Source organism: Pseudomonas sp. MF6751 (assembly GCF_016613265.1).
Lineage (GTDB): Bacteria > Pseudomonadota > Gammaproteobacteria > Pseudomonadales > Pseudomonadaceae > Aquipseudomonas > Aquipseudomonas fluorescens_BV.
In genome coordinates this window covers 167,367-183,926 of record NZ_JAENSV010000001.1, presented here as the reverse complement: position 1 = coordinate 183,926, position 16,560 = coordinate 167,367, and the positions used below count along the sequence as shown (strand labels likewise).

At 59.2% G+C, this 16,560-nt stretch carries 11 protein-coding genes; all 11 read right to left on the bottom strand.

The genetic code is table 11. The features are described from left to right. Nucleotides 1-30: 30 nt before the first annotated feature. Nucleotides 31-318, bottom strand: coding sequence for a hypothetical protein (locus JJD66_RS00855; protein WP_200647425.1), 288 nt, complete (start codon nucleotides 316-318; stop codon nucleotides 31-33). A 278-nt stretch (nucleotides 319-596) separates the two neighbouring features. Further along, nucleotides 597-1,358, bottom strand: a complete 762-nt coding sequence (locus tag JJD66_RS00850) for a pentapeptide repeat-containing protein (RefSeq protein WP_200647424.1) — start codon at nucleotides 1,356-1,358, stop codon at nucleotides 597-599. Further along, nucleotides 1,355-5,737, bottom strand: a complete 4,383-nt coding sequence (locus JJD66_RS00845) for an RHS repeat-associated core domain-containing protein (RefSeq protein WP_200647423.1) — start codon at nucleotides 5,735-5,737, stop codon at nucleotides 1,355-1,357. Before JJD66_RS00845 ends, JJD66_RS00850 begins: the two co-directional genes overlap by 4 nt. A 14-nt stretch (nucleotides 5,738-5,751) precedes the next feature. After that, a complete protein-coding gene (locus JJD66_RS00840) occupies nucleotides 5,752-6,186 on the bottom strand; it encodes a DcrB-related protein (RefSeq protein WP_094774012.1) in 435 nt (144 codons plus the stop codon). Between the two features lie 14 nt (nucleotides 6,187-6,200). Continuing rightward, nucleotides 6,201-8,147: a type VI secretion system Vgr family protein gene (locus JJD66_RS00835; protein ID WP_198715875.1), complete on the bottom strand. Its 1,947-nt coding sequence runs from the start codon at nucleotides 8,145-8,147 to the stop codon at nucleotides 6,201-6,203. A 157-nt stretch (nucleotides 8,148-8,304) separates the two neighbouring features. After that, nucleotides 8,305-10,959 (bottom strand): type VI secretion system ATPase TssH, encoded by a 2,655-nt coding sequence (gene tssH, locus JJD66_RS00830; RefSeq protein ID WP_200647422.1) that lies wholly within the window; start codon nucleotides 10,957-10,959, stop codon nucleotides 8,305-8,307. Next, nucleotides 10,952-11,995 carry a type VI secretion system baseplate subunit TssG gene (tssG, locus tag JJD66_RS00825; RefSeq protein ID WP_034129114.1) on the bottom strand — a complete coding sequence of 348 codons (1,044 nt, stop codon included), beginning with the start codon at nucleotides 11,993-11,995 and terminating at the stop codon, nucleotides 10,952-10,954. Before tssG ends, tssH begins: the two co-directional genes overlap by 8 nt. Next, nucleotides 11,959-13,818: a type VI secretion system baseplate subunit TssF gene (gene tssF / locus JJD66_RS00820; protein WP_200647421.1), complete on the bottom strand. Its 1,860-nt coding sequence runs from the start codon at nucleotides 13,816-13,818 to the stop codon at nucleotides 11,959-11,961. Before tssF ends, tssG begins: the two co-directional genes overlap by 37 nt. Continuing rightward, nucleotides 13,815-14,330: a type VI secretion system baseplate subunit TssE gene (tssE, locus tag JJD66_RS00815; protein ID WP_003195563.1), complete on the bottom strand. Its 516-nt coding sequence runs from the start codon at nucleotides 14,328-14,330 to the stop codon at nucleotides 13,815-13,817. The genes tssF and tssE overlap by 4 nt, the downstream gene beginning before the upstream one ends. A gap of 72 nt (nucleotides 14,331-14,402) precedes the next feature. After that, nucleotides 14,403-14,891 carry an Hcp family type VI secretion system effector gene (locus JJD66_RS00810; protein WP_003195562.1) on the bottom strand — a complete coding sequence of 163 codons (489 nt, stop codon included), beginning with the start codon at nucleotides 14,889-14,891 and terminating at the stop codon, nucleotides 14,403-14,405. Between the two features lie 170 nt (nucleotides 14,892-15,061). Continuing rightward, the gene (gene tssC, locus JJD66_RS00805) at nucleotides 15,062-16,558 is read right to left on the bottom strand and encodes a type VI secretion system contractile sheath large subunit (RefSeq protein WP_003195559.1); all 1,497 of its coding nucleotides are present in this window, start codon (nucleotides 16,556-16,558) and stop codon (nucleotides 15,062-15,064) included. Between the last annotated feature and the right edge of the window lie 2 nt (nucleotides 16,559-16,560).

The following is a 16,560-nucleotide window of genomic DNA, read 5'->3' as shown; positions in this document are numbered from 1 at the left end:
TTTTTGTTGGGTGCTGATGCGTATGCCAGATTAAGCCAGCTCGCCTAATCGCATTTTCAGAGCGTCGATTTGTTCCTCCACTGCGTTGATAACATCGGCGCTGTCGCCCCACATATCAAGAAACCCCCATTCGTCATTGGGCGGATCAATCAGTTGGGTCAGTATTGAAATAGCCTGCTCGATCAGGGGTTTGAGTTGTGCCAGATATTCAGCTGGCCATATATAGGGGTTGCCTAGGGTTTGTAATAGATAACAGGCAGCCCTAAAGGCGTCATAACGTTCTTCAGCGGGATCAAACTGGCTGATTTCGTTGATCAAGACCGCGAAATTTTGTTGTTTTCAGAACTCCTGAAACCAGTCCGCGGCTTCATCGTTTTCCCAAGGGTTGTAATTCCAGGCGCCCATTTTTGACTCCTTAGCCACATTTTCCGAAACGTGATGGTTTAGATTTTTCTGTTGCGACCCAGTTGGAATGGTTAAAGGTGACGGATTTATTTGATCGATTTAAATTAAATAATCTGCCCACCTTTTGCAGTTTTTAATAAACTGGGATCCCGATCATCAGGAATTTTAATTCAGAGCTGCCCTAACGTTTCTTAAGTTGCCTGAAGAAGCGCAATAAACTGTTTGGTGAACTCAGGCCCTTCGTATTCTTCAAGATTCTTGATATTGAAGAGCGCGCCTCGTTGCGTTGTGAGTTTTTGCAGGCGGCGTTTCAATAGCTTATTGATCTGGTTGTCTGGCTCAGAGGTAATTGATGCAAGCGCTTTACGGGCGCGATCTGACACGTCTTTGAAAAAAACGTGCTGGATATCTGCGGGGGGGGTAATCTGCGTAAGGTCACAGTTTTGAAATGTTACCCAATCCAATTTGCACAATTCAAAATCAACAAGAAGGGGGGTGTTGGGCGGTTCGGATATGAAACTTACCTCTTGTAATTTTCCCGAAAACTTGAGGTTTTTTATTTTGCTGGCATTGAACGAGTTGTCAATGATCTTGCACTGGGTAAATAGGCAGTTGCTGAATTCGCAATCTTTCAAAGACGCTTCTCGAAAATTGCACTTTATGAAAGTGCAGTTCTCGAATTTGCTGTTGCTGAAGCCTGAAGCCTGAAAGTCAACCGTCTTGAAGTGACAATGGGCTAATAAGGTCTTATTGAAAAATCTTGAACCGGAGAAATCACTTTTCTCAAAGCTGCAGCTCTCCAATATACATTGATCGAAAATCGGATCGGAGAGATTCGCATCTTTTAATTTACAATCGATAATCCGCTCTTTTTCAAAACGCGTTTTTTTAGGTAACACGAGCCCGTCCTGCTGTATGCCGGACAGCACGAATGATGGTATTTTGTCATTCACCATAATATTCCTTCATAACCATTGCCCCAGTCCCCATAACGCCGCTGATGCGTGCCTCTTTTCCAATCAGCCTTAGTCGTGAGGTCCCACCAGGTTTTAGTTTTAGTTTCATACACATCGGGAAGACGTTGCCCTGATTTCGATACCTCCAAGTGTCCCAATGATGGATCATTTTTTACTCTGGTTTTGAAGTTTGCATCAATTCTCTGCCCTACGTAACGGCGATAGCGAGAGCGTGCTTGTCCGAGATCGCCTCGATCATAGGCTCGTTTCACCGCTGCTCTTTGTCTCGGGGTCAACGACCTTTGGGGGTTACTGTAGACAGCCTTCTTCGCCGCATTGGCGTGGGCTTGAAGCTTAGCAGTAGTTGAGCCACAAGGTGCCCATCCCAACGGATCGATCCATCCCGAGGGGTTAGGAGAATACTGATAGAGGTTAAAACCTCCTGCTAGCCCGACAGGGTCCGGCGTTGTAAAGCGCCCCACGTCGGGATCATAAAACCGGAATGTATTAAAATGCAGCCCCGTCTCTCGATCCAGATACTGCCCTTGGAATCGTAGATTTTGCTCTTCAATGTAATGTGGCTCCCGCACCTCTTCCAAGGTATTGCCCCACACCTGATAAGTCGCACGCCAGGTCATTTGCCCATCGGCCTCGGTCAGTCGCTCCGGCAGTCCGTTAAGATCATTGTGGTAGTAGCGGGTTTTTTGCAGGGGGCCGATGCCGTCGATCCGGGCCAGGGGCACGTAGCTTTCACCTTCGTATAGATACAGACTGGTCTGGCTGTGTTTGAACTCCTGCAACAGACGTAAACCATCCCAGATGAAACTCGTCTGGCCCAACGGGCGGCCATTGTAATCATGCTCGGTTTTTTCGATCCGCCGCCCTAGGGGGTCATAGGTCATCCTGACCACGTGGCCGCTCTCATTTCGCACTTCAACCAGCCGGCTTTCCGCATCGTAGGCAAAGCGCTGCAAGCCACGAGCAGAGCTGCGCTTTTCGATCATTCGTCCTAAAGCATCATAGGCATACCGTTTGTCTTGATAGACGAGCAGGCGATTATGTCGTATGAGACCACCTTGATTTGGGCGGTCCAGCAGATTGGCGGCAGCGTCATAGGCATATGTTTCGGTCCGGCCAACCTGGTGGCTTAAAAGGATTCGGTCGGTGCTGTCGTAACCCAGATGTTCTTGATGATCATGTTGGTGGTTTATACGACGTCGCCCGATCAGGTTGTCACTGGGGTCGAAGCTATAGTCCGTCTCGACCAGGGGAGGCAACTGCCAAGGCTGGTCAATGCTGCGACGCTGTCGTGAGCGAACCCTGCCACTTCGGTCGTATGCGGTACTCGTTTTGAGTTGGCCCTGGGTACGCTGTACTTCGCGATGCAAGCGATCACGATCAAAGTCGCTAATGACTTTTCCATCGATGTTCAACTGATGCAGGTGGCCGCTACCGTAGTACAGCCTGTTCAACCATCGACCGTCGGGCAAGCCGGTTTGGACCAGGTTTCCCAGCTCGTCGTAACGATGCTGCACAGACCCTGCCGAGCTTTGCTCCTCAAGCAGTTGCCCTAGCGCGTCATAGCTGAAACCGAGTAGCTGTTGACGGCCATCAAGGGCGGTGAAGGTGACACCGACCAACTGGTCGTTCAGGTCATGTTCATAGACCGTGGTGCCGTCGGCGGTGGTTTTACTGACCAGGCGGCCAACAGGATCGCGCTGAAACTGGTGCGACAACGGCGCTACCGGCTCGCCCTCTGTTCCCGGTAGATAGTCCACGGCAACAATATCGTCCAGTGAATCGTAGGTGTAGCAGCGCCGGCTTTGATCCAGATCCTGCTGCTGCACCATGCGGTCGGCTGCGTCCCACTCAAAGCGATAGCTCTCGCCATTCTCGTTGGTCAGCTTGCGTAGTCGTCCGTAGGCATCATGATCGAACATCACCGAACGGTTATGCGCATCCCAACGTTGTTTGACCAAGCCGCGAACGTCATAGTCATAGCGTGTGGTGCTGCCGGCAGGGTCAACATGGGCAGTCAGATAACCATTTGCGCTACGCTGGAACAGTTCGACGCGGCCATCTGGAAGCTGGCATTCCATTAGTAGCCCCTGAGGACCGTACCGGTAGCGTACCGATTCACCTTCGGCATTGGTCTGCACCACCAGATTTCCAAACTCGTCGTATTGATAACGGGTCGGATAACCCGAGCAATCTACTTCTTCGACCAGTTGGCTCCACACGTTCCAATGCAACGTTCTGGTTTTTCCGGTTGCATCGATGACTTCTACGGGCTGACCAAAACCGTCATAGACGTAACAAGTACGGTTACCCAGTGGGTCGACTTCCTCGATACAGTTGCCACGCTGGTCGTAGCGGTAATGCCAGCTATTGCCCGCCGGGTCGGTTTCCACCTGCGGCAACGCCCAGTGTTCGAGCCATTGTGTGTTGCGGCTCCGAGCTAGTGGATCGGTCACGTTACTCAGGTTTCCGGACTCGTCATAACTAAAGCACCACTGACCCTCGTGAGGATCAATGGCGCCGAACAGTTGGCGATCTTGATTCCATTCGAATTGCCAGGCATGGCCTAAGTTATCGACGTAACGAGTGATTTGGTATTGCGGGTTCCAATGCCGTGTACTGACTCGCATCAGTCCATCGGTCACACGGGTAATGCCAGCATCCAGATCGTAGTCAAAGCTGTATTCATCACCACCATCTGTCCAGTGGCGGCTCACACGCCACTCCTCACCGTATGGCCCAGACACAGCGGCCCATTGGTAGAAGCAGCGCAGGCCACTCGGCAATTGGTGTTCGACCATTCGCCGAGCATTGTCATAAACAAAGCGCCGAGCGGTTATACCTTGCCCGTCCAAAACTTCAATGAGGTCGCCGTTACTGTCGTAGCGGTAACTGACGAGTACATCACTGCGGGCCTCGAAATGCTCTGGGCGCAGGTAACGCCGCTCGATGTTGGCTACACGCCGAGGGTGTTCGACCGAGTAGTTCAGTTCTACGTGCATCAAATCATGGGTGTCGCGCAGGCGATGCAGCCGTCCCTGATTGTCGTAATCGAGGAAGATCCGCCCTTCATTGCGATCCCCCAGCAGTTGCAGACGCATTCGAGAGCGGTTCTGCGGGTCAAATTCGAAGAGCCGATACAGGCCGTCGGTACTCTCGATCAAGACCGCTGCGTCACCACTGCGCCTGACCGCAAGACCTTCGACTGGGTCGAATGCTCCTCCGGACGCAGGGATGTAGCCGATCTCCAGGCGCCGTCCCTGTTCATCGATATAAAACAAGTTTTCGTCTTTATCGATCTCGACCGATACCTCATAGGCAACGCTCCAGCCCGCCCCAAATAGACCGTCGATCCGTGTGTCGAGACTGCTGTAGAACCGCTGCCAATCGATGGGAAACAGGCCCGGAAGCACGAAATCCAGTTCATCCTCATCACCTAGAATTTTGGCGCCGGTCGCACTGTGTACGGGGTTGGGGGAGCCGTTCATGGCGCTCTTAAGCGCAGAGGTTATCTTGCTGGTGCCATAGGAAACTCCAGCCCCTACCACCACACTGCCGAACAGGCAGGGCAGTTTGCTCCAAAAGCACTTCACATTGCCGCGTAGCATCAACAAGGCAGTAATCGCCAGCCCCACCCCCGGCGTTTTCCCGCTACGAATCTCCTGCACCACAATGGTCTCACCACCAATGCGCACATCCGGCGAAATCAGGCCCTGGGCGGTGCCGATCTTGGCGTCACAGGTACTACGATCCCCGCTGCGCGCGGCAGGCTGCCCGTTGATGAACACCGAGCTGGAACCTTCGGCAATAAACTGCAGGGGCATGGGCGGATGCTTGTTGCATGCTACGGTGTCCAGCGGGCACGGCTCGGTACCGGGGGCGGGCGAGGCGACGGTCGGGCGCCACATCTGCGAGAAAAACTCCCCGGCCATATCCAGGAAGCTTGGTGCTGCCGGCTCGCTGGGCGCGACCGGTACAGCGGTCATCTTACCGGCTGCGCGGGCGGCCTTTTTGCCATTGATAAACACGTTGTGCGAGCCGCTGGTGATGAACGCATCGATCACCGGCGGGAACACCCAGTTTGCGGCGGACTCGCACCAACTGGATATTTTCAAGTCAGCCCCCGTGAGCCCAGCGGTGATGCCGACGACCGCGCCCACCACCAACACCAGGGCCACACCTCCGGTGGCGATGGTCGCACCGGTCGCGAGGAACACTGCCCCGGCAACGGCCAGGCAGCCCACGGTAGTGATCGCCGCATAGGCGGCCACTTCCAGCACACCGCCGAGAATGTCGGCCATCACCGAGGTGTGCAGCAGTGCGTCGCCTTCGCGGGCGGCCCAAAGGTCCTCACTCATTGCTCAGGCTCGACTCAAGGCGTGGCAAGGAAGTTGAGTGTGCTTTTCAGCGTTGCCCAGTGCGCCGCCTCGGCCGGGCCCAGGGGCTGGGCCTTGACGTAACTGAGGGCGATCAAGCGACGTGTGCCCGGTATCTGCATGGCCAGCTGATATTGGTAAATGTTGTCGCTGCCTTTGCTGAAGTGGTTCTGTACTTCAAACGCGTCGATGTCCTGCGCTGGACCGACCTTGACCGCTTGCGCCGGGGAATAGCGAAGGTCCTGGACCTGCTGTTCGAGTTTTTTCAACTGGCCTTCGAAATTGCTTTGCAGGCTTTCGCCATCGGCCAAGGGGCTGCGGCTCACCACCAAGGTAGTGCCCAGCTTGGCGAACTTGAGGATATTGATCGAAGTGTCCTGTACCTCGGCATCAGGCAGGGTGAATTGGGCTTCGTTGATCAGGTAATTCATGTGAAGAAATCTCGTTATTGACCAGCGCCGGGCTTACCGGGGAATTTTGACTCGACGGCGGACTTGATCGTGCTTTGCACGCCCTGGGCACCCGGCGAAGTGCCTTTGTCGCTGCCCAGGTTGATGTCCAGTTTGCCCTTCGTCTGGATTTTGCTGCTGCCGCTGGAAAACAGGTTGAACGAGCCACAGGTCAAGTTGATGTCGCCGCCTGCCTTGAGCTCGATCACGCTGTCGCCGCACACCAGGCGAAGACTCTCGCCGGCCTCGATGGTGTAGTGCGTGGCGGCGCTGTCGGACTTGGCACCGCCCACGATCACCGTGTCGTTGTTGCGTACAACCCGCAGGCGATTGCTGCCGATGGTCACCGTCTCGTTATGCCCAATGCTTTTATTGCGGTCATGCCCCACCGAGTGGCTTTCATCCACCTCCACCACGATGTCCTGGTTACGCTCGGCATGGATATACAACTGCTCCAACCCCTTCTTGTCCTCCATGCGGATTTCATTGAAGTTGGCCGGCGTTCCGCCCTTGCTGGAGCGGCTTTTCATGCCGCTTTGGGTGGCGTTCTCCGGCAAGTCGTAGGGCACCGTCTGCTCAGCGTTGTACACCCGCCCGGTGATGATCGGTCGGTCGGGGTCGCCTTCGAGGAAGCTGACGATCACCTCTTGGCCGATGCGTGGAATCTGCATCGAGCCCCAGTTCTTGCCAGCCCAGGATTGCGACACACGAATCCAGCACGAGCTGTTTTCGTTGGATTGGTCGTGGCGGTCCCAGTAGAAATGCACCTTCACGCGGCCGTACTGGTCGGTCCAGATTTCCTCGCCCTTGGGGCCTACCACCAGCGCGGTCTGCGGGCCTTTGACAATGGGGCGGTGAGTGTTGGCCAGCGGGCGGAAACTCTGTTGGGCGTCGATGCAGGTCAGGCTGCTTTCGAACTGCGCCGAGCCTGAACCGCCACCGCTTTCCAGGCTTTCCTGCACGACGAAGTAACGGCAACCGACGATCAGGTACTCGCGGTTCTGGTCCTGGCGGCTGAAGCCGGTGAGGCTGAACAGATGGCCCGAGCCCAGGCCGCGCGCATTGCCGCTGAACTCGATCTGTTCATGCAGGGTTTGCAGGGCCTCGATGCGGGTGCGCGCATAGTGTTCGCCGTCGGCGCTTTGCACGTAGGTACCGGGGTAGTCGTACAGCGGGTAGTCGCCGGCGGTGTGCGGGCGCGGCATGGCCGAGCGCACGTCGATGCTCGCGCTGGGGCGCTGGAAGTCGTAGTCGTTGAGCTCCAGTGAGCCCGGCTGCACCTCCTGCGCCAAATGCCAATTGTGCATATGGTCGCGTTCGCGCTGCTGCTCGTCCTTGGGGTAGTAGGGGATCGACGCGTAGCCGGGCACGCTGGTGTGGGCGCCATAGGCGTCGGCCAGCACCAGCACATGGCGGTCCTGTTCATGGCGGAAGAAGTAGTAGATGCCTTCCTGCTCCATCAGGCGGCTGACGAAATCGAAGCTGGTCTCGCGGTACTGCACGCAGTACTCCCACTCGCGATACGGCCGGCTGAGGGCGTCTTCGAAGTCGGAAAAACCCAGGTCACGGAACACCTGCTTGATGATCTGCGGGATGCTCAGGTTCTGGAAGATACGGCAGTCGGAGGTACGGCTGAGCAACCACAGCCAAGGGCGCAGGGTGACTTGGTAACTGGCGAACTGGCCTTTGTCGATGTTCTGGCTGCACCGCGCAACGATCCCGTGGAAATGCCGCTCGCCGCCGTCCGCCAGTTGCAGGCCGACGCTCATCGGTTTACCCAGCAATTGGTTAAGGTCGATGTTGGCGTCCAGGGACGTCAGTTGCAGCTCATAGTTGAACAGCCGGCCCAGCTCTTCACCGCCGCCCATTTCGTTGAGCAGCAGCACATCCGGCCCGAGGGGGCTGTTGATCTTGGCCAGGCGTGAGGCTTGGTTGAATAGCATCGGTTAACCCGTGAGTGTCGTAATAACTGAAGAAACCGAATTCAGTGTGGGAGCTGGCTTGCCTGCGATGGCAGTGGATCAGTCAACATGGATGTTGAATGTCAGACCGCTATCGCAGGCAAGCCAGCTCCCACAGTTTTGATCGTGTTTCTTCAGGTCAATCGTTGAACTGGTAGTGCAATTCATTATCCCGACTGCTGATCCGCACCCCCGCCAGTGCCTTGCCTTCCAACATGCGCGTGAGGAATTCGCGGCTCATGTCCGGCAGCAGGCTGTTGGTGAGGATGGTATCGATCATGCGCCCGCCGCTTTCAGTCTCGGTGCAGCGCGAGACGATCAGGTCGACCACTGCGTCGTCATACTCGAACGCGACTTTATGGGTGTTCTCCACACGCTTCTTGATCCGGCCCAGTTGCAGGCGCGTGATCGCCTTGAGCATCTCGTCGCTCAGCGGGTAGTACGGGATGGTCACCAGGCGGCCGAGCAAGGCCGGTGGGAAAATCTCCAGCAGCGGCTGGCGCAGGGCCTTGGCGATTTCCTCGGGCTCGGGGATGTTCGCCGGGTCTTTGCAGACGTGGGAGATCAGTTCGGTACCGGCATTGGTGGTCAGCAGGATCAGGGTGTTCTTGAAGTCGATCACCCGGCCTTCGCCATCTTCCATCACGCCCTTGTCGAACACCTGGAAGAAAATCTCGTGCACGTCCGGGTGAGCTTTCTCCACCTCATCGAGCAGCACCACGCTGTAGGGTTTGCGCCGTACCGCTTCGGTCAGCACACCGCCTTCGCCGTAGCCGATATAGCCCGGCGGCGCGCCCTTGAGTGTGGACACGGTGTGGGCTTCCTGGAACTCGCTCATGTTGATGGTGATGACGTTCTGCTCACCGCCGTACATGGCTTCGGCCAGGGCCAGGGCAGTTTCGGTCTTGCCCACACCCGAGGTGCCGGCCAGCATGAACACGCCAATCGGCTTGCTCGGGTTGTCGAGGCCGGCGCGGGAGGTCTGGATGCGCTTGGCGATCATTTGCAGGGCATGGTCCTGGCCGATGATGCGTTTCTTCAGGTGCTGGTCGAGGTTGAGCACGGTTTCCAGTTCGTTGCGGGCCATGCGGCCCACCGGGATGCCGGTCCAGTCGGCGACCACCGAGGCCACGGCCTGGTAATCCACGGTCGGCAGGATCAACGGGGTTTCGCCTTGCAGAGCGGTGAGGCGCTGTTGCAGGTCGACCAATTGCGCACGCAACTCATCGTTACCGCTGTCCACCACACCGGCTTTTTCCCGCAAGGTTGCGCGGGTGGCGAGCAGTTCATCCACCAAGGCTTTCTCTTCAGCCCAACGGCTTTCCAGCGTGGCCAGACGCTCACGTTCGGCGGTCAGCAGCGCTTCGCTATGGGTTTGACGCGCTCCAATGGCAATGCCGATCGCATGCTCACGGGCGATGATTTGCAGCTCGGTTTCCAGGGCTTCGATACGGCGACGGCTGTCGTCCACTTCCGCGGGGACCGCGTGCAGGCTGATGGCGACGCGCGCGCAGGCGGTGTCCAGCAGGCTCACGGACTTGTCCGGCAACTGGCGCGCCGGAATGTAGCGGTGGGAGAGCTTCACCGAGGCTTCCAGGGCTTCATCGAGGATCTGCACCTGGTGGTGTTTCTCCATGGTGGACGCCACGCCGCGCATCATCAGCAGGGCCTTGTCTTCCGACGGTTCGGCAACCTGCACCACTTGGAAGCGGCGGGTCAGGGCCGGGTCTTTCTCGATGTGCTTTTTGTACTCGGCCCAGGTGGTGGCAGCCACGGTACGCAAGGTGCCACGGGCCAGGGCAGGCTTGAGCAGGTTGGCCGCGTCACCGGTGCCGGCAGCGCCACCGGCACCTACCAGGGTATGGGCTTCGTCGATAAACAGGATTATCGGCTTGGGTGAAGCCTGCACGTCTTCGATGACCTGGCGCAGGCGCTGTTCGAACTCGCCTTTCATGCTGGCGCCGGCTTGCAACAGGCCCACGTCGAGGCTGCGCAGCTCCACGTCCTTGAGCGCAGGCGGTACGTCACCGGCGACGATACGCAGGGCGAAACCTTCGACCACGGCGGTCTTGCCCACCCCAGCCTCACCAGTGAGGATCGGGTTGTTCTGGCGCCGACGCATGAGGATATCCACCAGTTGGCGAATCTCCTCGTCACGGCCCACGATTGGGTCGAGCTTGCCGCTGCGGGCCTGTTCGGTCAGGTCCACAGTGAAGCGCTTGAGCGCTTCCTGCTTGCCCATCGCGCTGGGCGCCATGGCACCGCTGGCCTCGCCAGGGACGCCGGCATTGAAGCCATCGCTGGCGCTCAAGGCATTTTCCGGCGAGTCACCGACGTATTCATCAAAGCGCTCGCTCAGGGCCTCGGCCTTGATCTTGTCGAACTCGCCGGACAAACCCAGCAGCGCATGGCGCAGGCTCGGTGTCTTCAAGATGCCCAGCACCAGATAACCGGTGCGAACCTGGCTTTCGCCGAACATCAGGCTGCCATACACCCAGCCGCGTTCTACGGCTTCTTCCACGTGGGACGACAGGTCGGTGATCGACGTCGAGCCACGCGGCAGGCGATCCAGGGCTTCGGTGAGGTCGCGGGCCAGGCGCGCCGGCTCCACGTTGAACTGGCGGATGATGCGGTGCAGGTCCGAGTCCTGCAGTTGCAGCAACTGGTGAAACCAGTGGGCCAGTTCCACATACGGATTGCCCCGCAACTTGCAGAACACGGTGGCGGCTTCGATGGCTTTGTAGGCCACGCTGTTGAGTTTGCCGAACAGTGCGGCGCGACTGATTTCACCCATGCTCTGGATTCCTTGAGGTGGTGGCGTGGTCGGCGTAATGCCGGGCCAGGATTAGGTCGTTGGCGTCATGCGCAGGTTGGCCGAGCCAGGTGTTGAAGCCCAGGCGGAACTGGCCGTTGAGTTGCAGCGCCGGAACTTCGGGTTGTTGCAAAACCAGGTTCAAGTCCCAGTCCAATTCATGGCCCAGGTACTCGGCCACCCAGGCCACCAGCTCGTTGAACGGCTGTTGGCCGGGCAGCATGCCCATGTAGTCATCCAGCGTGAGCGGGCCCAGGCGGATGCGGAATTTGTGCTGGCGGTCCCACACGTGGCTGCCCAGGCAGAAGTCCACGCCCAACTGATTGGCGCTGACCCCCACGCGGCTGCGTTCGGGCAGCTCCAGCCATTGGCCGACGTATTCCTCGATCTCTACCGGCAGGCCGAAGTACTCGCTGAGGATCGCTTTCAAACCATCCGGGTAGCGGGTTTGCGCCGACAGATGGCCGCTGTAATGCAGCTTCGCGGTATCGGGGATCAGCCCTTGATTGAGCAGGCTCGGCATCCCACGGCCACTCAGGGCGGCGAGGCGGGCGGACCAGTAGTCATCGTCCGGGCGGTCGTGGCTGACCGTTGGCCGCGCCTCGGCCCAGGCCCGATAGAACAGGGTCAGCAGGCGATGGTGGAACACATCCAGGAACTGCTTGCTGGTGCTGTCGGCGTTGTTGCGTTGGCGCTCGCGCACGTACTCGGTGATGTGCAGCGGCAGCGGCCCGTTGGGGCCGCCGAGGCCGAAAAAGAACTGCTCCAACCGCGCCGGCTTGCCGTCGCCACCGGGGTCGACCGAGGCGAGGGTGGCGGGTGCGAAGGTGCAATCGGCCTGCTGCCCCAGGCGCAGCGGGTCATCGGCCAGGCGCAGGGAATGGCCCAGGCGTGGCAGCTCGGGCGTTTCGCACTCGATGCGCCGCAATGCCTGGAAGAAGTCATATTCCCAGGGCTCCTGGTGCATCGCGTCCAGGGTTCTCACAGGGTCGGACGCCGTCCGGGCTTGGCTTTCCATCGCATGATCTCGCCGCGTTCGGTGGTACGGATCACCGTCTCGGTAAAGCTGTTGATCGACACGTAGCGTGCCAGGAAGCGCTCCAGCACTGCACCGAGCAGGAACACGCCGGTGCCGCGAAACGCGTTTTCATCGAACTCCAAGGTGATTTCCAGGCCGCGGCCAAACACAATCGGGCCAGGCATCGGCAGGCGTCGGGTCACCGCCTTACTGCTGACTTCGCGCAGGCCTTCGATCTGCAATTGCAGGGCGGCGTCATTGCTGTCGCCGTACAGGCGCAGCAGTTCGCGCAAGGCGCCGGCGCCCTGGCCCTGTTCGCTCAAGGAGAGGTAGTTGAGCGACAACTGACTGATCAGGCGCCAGGCCTTGGCGTCATGCGCATGGCTGGCACGCGGGCGGCTTGGCCCGGCGACGCACCGCACGGCCAGTACCGGCGCACTGTCGGCCAGGGTGAAGTCGGTCTTGCCGTTGCCCACGCTCATGAACAGCGGCAGGTCGCGGTTGGTGCACAGCGCCGTCACGCCCAGTTGGCGCAGGTCATGGCGATACGGTGCCTGGCGGCTGTCCACCAGGCTGACGAAGGTTTCACTGCCTACATAAGTGGAGCGCGGGCCATTGCGGCGCTGATCGCTGGACAGCACCCGCGGCTCGCGGCGCACGCTGTAATACGCCTGGTCGCGGCCATAGCGCGACGGATCGCGCACCGCATAGAACGGCAAGAACGGCTGCTCCGGTCCGGTGCCATGGCCAGTAATGCCGCTCAAGGAGTGAATCTCGAAATCCATCGGCCGCGTACGGTCGGCGATCACATGGTGTTCATTGACCCGGTCGGACAAGTGGATGCGGTCCACGCGCTTGGGGAACAGGTTGATGGCGGGCGTGCAGAACGGCAAAAACTGTGCCGCGCCGACACTGCCTTCCAGGCTCGGTTCGTGGCGGTCGAACAGCACGATCAGTTCCAGCTCCTGGCCGTCACACCGTTTGACCGCACGGCTCAACTCGGCGAACTCAACGAACAGGAAGCGATGGGGCTGGGCGAAGTACTCCTGCAACAGGCGATAGCCCTGGAACGCCCGTGCCACCACCGGCATGGCCGCATCGGCATCATCGAACCCCCGCGAGCGCAAGGCGTCCTGGGGCAGGCGCTCGACCCAATCGCCACCGGGCTGGCGCGCAAACACCGCGCAGGCGTTGCCCAGTAGTTGTTCGTAAAGGCGAAACGGTTGTTCATCAGCGCCGCTCAGGTACAGCGGCAAGGTATCCAGGTCGAGGCTGTTGAACGGCAGCTCGGCACCGGTGCGCAGGGTCAGGCGCAGGCCGGCCTTGGCCTTCGGTTCGCTGGCGGCCAGGCGCCCGAGCACGGCGGCGGGGTTGCCGAAATATTCGGCGTTGCTGACCTGCAACGGCCACAGCGTCACCGGGTGCGCGGTGCGGTACTCGCAGCAGGTTTGGGTTTCACGGCCCAGGGCGGCACGCAGCACCGTGTCACGGGGCAGCGGGAAACCGCCGGCCAGGGAGCCTTCATCGGGGTCGGTCTGCAGTTGCACTACGGTCATCGACGGCGTCGGTGCCAGGTAGTGCGGGTAGGCGATTTCCAGCAAGTTGTGGGTGAAGGTCGGGTACTCGGCGTCGAGCTTGAGCTGCACGCGGGCCGTGAGATAGGCGAAGCCTTCAAGCAAACGTTCGACGTAAGGGTCGGCGCAGTCCATACCGGACAGGGTCAGCCGACTGGCGATCTTCGGGTATTCCTTGGCGAACTCGGCGGCGCTTTCGCGCACGTGGTGCAGTTCCTGGTTGTACAGCTCCAGCAGGCGCGGGTTCATGGGCGTCTCCGCTGGTCGGCATTGAGCACGCGCACATGGCCGGACTCCAGGTCCACGTCGGTCTGCAACAGCAAACGCAACGGCACCGGTTGTGCCCACAGGTCGCCTTCAATCTCGAAACTCAGGGCGTTGTGATTCATCTCGCCATGGCCCATGCGCGCCTTGACCCGCAATGTGTGGCGCAAAATACGCGGCTCGAAGGTGGCGATAGCTTGGTAAATCAAGGCTTCCAGGGCTTTGATATCGACGCTCGAAGCGCTGTTGCCCGCCAGTGCCGGCAGGCCGTAATTGACCACCGAAGTGCCGGCCGGGGTGTGCAGCGTGGCATCGGTATCGAGTAACGAGGTGGTGTTAAGCAACCACGCCAGGTCACGCAGCACCGAGGCCTTCAATTGGGTCAGGGACAGCACGCGTTTGTCGGCGCTTTCCTTGGGGTTGGTCGGGTCGTCGTCGGTCAACCGGTCCAGCAGGGACGGTTGCAGACGGTCGCGGGAAGCGATTTCAGTTACCACCAAAGCAGCTCCACGGACGGGTTGCGAGAGGGACACAATGGCCGTGGCACCGGGCCACGGCCACAAGGGCTATCAGCGTTTGGTGTTGGAGCGGATGTTCCAGCCAAACTTGATGGCGCCGCCGTCTTTGGTGCCGTCGGCTTTCTGCGGTTGGTAGTCGACCATCACTTGGGCGAAGTTCAGGGTGACGTTTTCGGTCAGGCGATCATCGCTGCCCGAACCGCCAGTGCTCAAGGAGGTGACCAGCACTTCTTCCAGGTTGATCACCATGTACTCGACCTGGCTCTCGCCACCGGCCTTGCGCACGGTCAGCTTGACCTTGTCGATGTGCTTGCCGCTGGCGCAGTGCATCATCAGGTTGGGCGAAGCCTTGTCGACGTACTTGGTCAGCGACAGGTCCTGGATATTCACCTTGCCCGCGCCACCGCCACCGCCGACGTGCATGTTGCCGGACTGGGACATGCCCCAGCTCCAGTTCAACACATCGATTTCGTCCTTGTGGGCCTTGTCCATGGACTCGCCCTTGATGTCGCCGATCTTGATGAAAATATCAACAGCCATGTTTTCTCCCTGTGTGGCTCAGGCCACTGAATGGGTTATGCCCAAAGGGCAGTGCTTTTCTGTGGGAGCTGGCTTGCCTGCGATTGCATCAACGCGGTCTGACTGGCAGACCGCATCGCCTGCATCGCGGGCAAGCCCGGCTCCCACAGAAGAGCTAGCTCAATCGTTACTTATGCGCTTTTTGCCGAAGGCAGTTTCGATACCAGGCGCAACGACACCGTCAGCCCTTCAAGCTGATAGTGCGGGCGCAGGTAGAACTTGGAGTTGTAATACCCCGGGTTGCCTTCGACTTCTTCCACGATCACTTCGGCCGCCGCCAACGGGTGCTGGGCCTTGGTGGTTTCGGTGGAGTGCGCCGGGTCGCCGTCGACGTAGTTGAGGATCCAGTCCTGCAACCAGCGCTGCATTTCGTCCTTCTCTTTGAAGGAGCCGACCTTGTCGCGCACGATGCACTTCAAGTAGTGGGCGAAACGGCAGGTGGCGAACAGGTACGGCAGGCGTGCGGCCAGGTTGGCGTTGGCGGTGGCGTCCGGGTCGTCGTATTCGGCAGGTTTCTGCAGCGACTGGGCGCCGATGAACGCGGCGAAGTCGGTATTTTTCTTGTGCAGCAGCGGCATGAAACCGTTCTTCGCCAGTTCCGCTTCACGGCGGTCACTGATGGCGATTTCGGTCGGGCACTTCATGTCCACGCCACCGTCATCGGTAGGGAACGTGTGGGCCGGCAGGTTTTCTACTTCACCACCAGACTCGATGCCGCGGATGCGCGAGCACCAGCCGTAGTGCTTGAACGAACGGTTGATGTTCACCGCCATGGCGTAGGCGGCGTTGGCCCAGGTGTACTTGGAGCTGTCGGCGCCGTCGGTGTTTTCTTCGAAAGCGAAGGCTTCCACCGGATCGGTCTTGGCGCCGTACGGCAGGCGTGCCAGGAAGCGCGGCATGGTCAGGCCGATGTAGCGCGAGTCTTCCGATTCACGCAGCGAGCGCCAGCCGGCGTATTCCGGGGTGGTGAAGATTTTGGTCAGGTCGCGTGGGTTCGACAGTTCCTGCCACGAACCCATGCCCATCACGGTCGGCGAGGCCGCAGCGATGAAAGGCGAGTGCATGGCGGCGCAGACTTTCGACAGCTCGCCCAGCAGTTCCACGTCGGGCGGCGACTGGTCGAAGTAGTAGTCACCCACCAGGCAGCCGTAAGGTTCGCCACCGAACTGGCCGTATTCTTCTTCGTACATCTTCTTGAAGATCGGGCTCTGGTCCCACGCGGTGCCCTTGAATTTCTTCAGGGTCTTGTGCAGGTCTGGCTTGGAGATGTTGAGCACGCGAATCTTCAGTTGCTCATCGCTCTCGGTGTTATTGACCAGGTAATGCAGGCCACGCCAGGCGCTTTCCAGTTGTTGGAAATCCTGGTGGTGGATGATCTGGTTGACCTGGGCGGTGAGCTTGGCGTCGATGGCGGCGATGATCGATTCGATCGACTTGATCGCGTCGTTGGACACCAGGTCGGTTTGCGCCAGGGCCTGTTCAGCCAGGGTGCGCACCGCGGTTTCAACGGCTTCGCGGGCACGCTCGGTCTTGGGCTTGAATTCTTGCAGCAGCAGGTTCGCGAACTCGCTGGCTTCTTCGGTGGTACCCAGGATCTGGCTGCCTTCGCGGGCGGTATTGTCCGTCATGA

Bases quoted from the DNA above. Each gene is read 5' to 3' on its own strand.
- JJD66_RS00810 (WP_003195562.1), bottom strand. From the start codon at position 14,891: ATGGCTGTTGATATTTTCATCAAGATCGGCGACATCAAGGGCGAGTCC.
- tssH (WP_200647422.1), bottom strand. From the start codon at position 10,959: ATGGGTGAAATCAGTCGCGCCGCACTGTTCGGCAAACTCAACAGCGTG.
- JJD66_RS00845 (WP_200647423.1), bottom strand. From the start codon at position 5,737: ATGAGTGAGGACCTTTGGGCCGCCCGCGAAGGCGACGCACTGCTGCAC.
- JJD66_RS00840 (WP_094774012.1), bottom strand. From the start codon at position 6,186: ATGAATTACCTGATCAACGAAGCCCAATTCACCCTGCCTGATGCCGAG.
- JJD66_RS00835 (WP_198715875.1), bottom strand. From the start codon at position 8,147: ATGCTATTCAACCAAGCCTCACGCCTGGCCAAGATCAACAGCCCCCTC.
- tssC (WP_003195559.1), bottom strand. From the start codon at position 16,558: ATGACGGACAATACCGCCCGCGAAGGCAGCCAGATCCTGGGTACCACC.
- tssF (WP_200647421.1), bottom strand. From the start codon at position 13,818: ATGAACCCGCGCCTGCTGGAGCTGTACAACCAGGAACTGCACCACGTG.
- tssG (WP_034129114.1), bottom strand. From the start codon at position 11,995: ATGGAAAGCCAAGCCCGGACGGCGTCCGACCCTGTGAGAACCCTGGAC.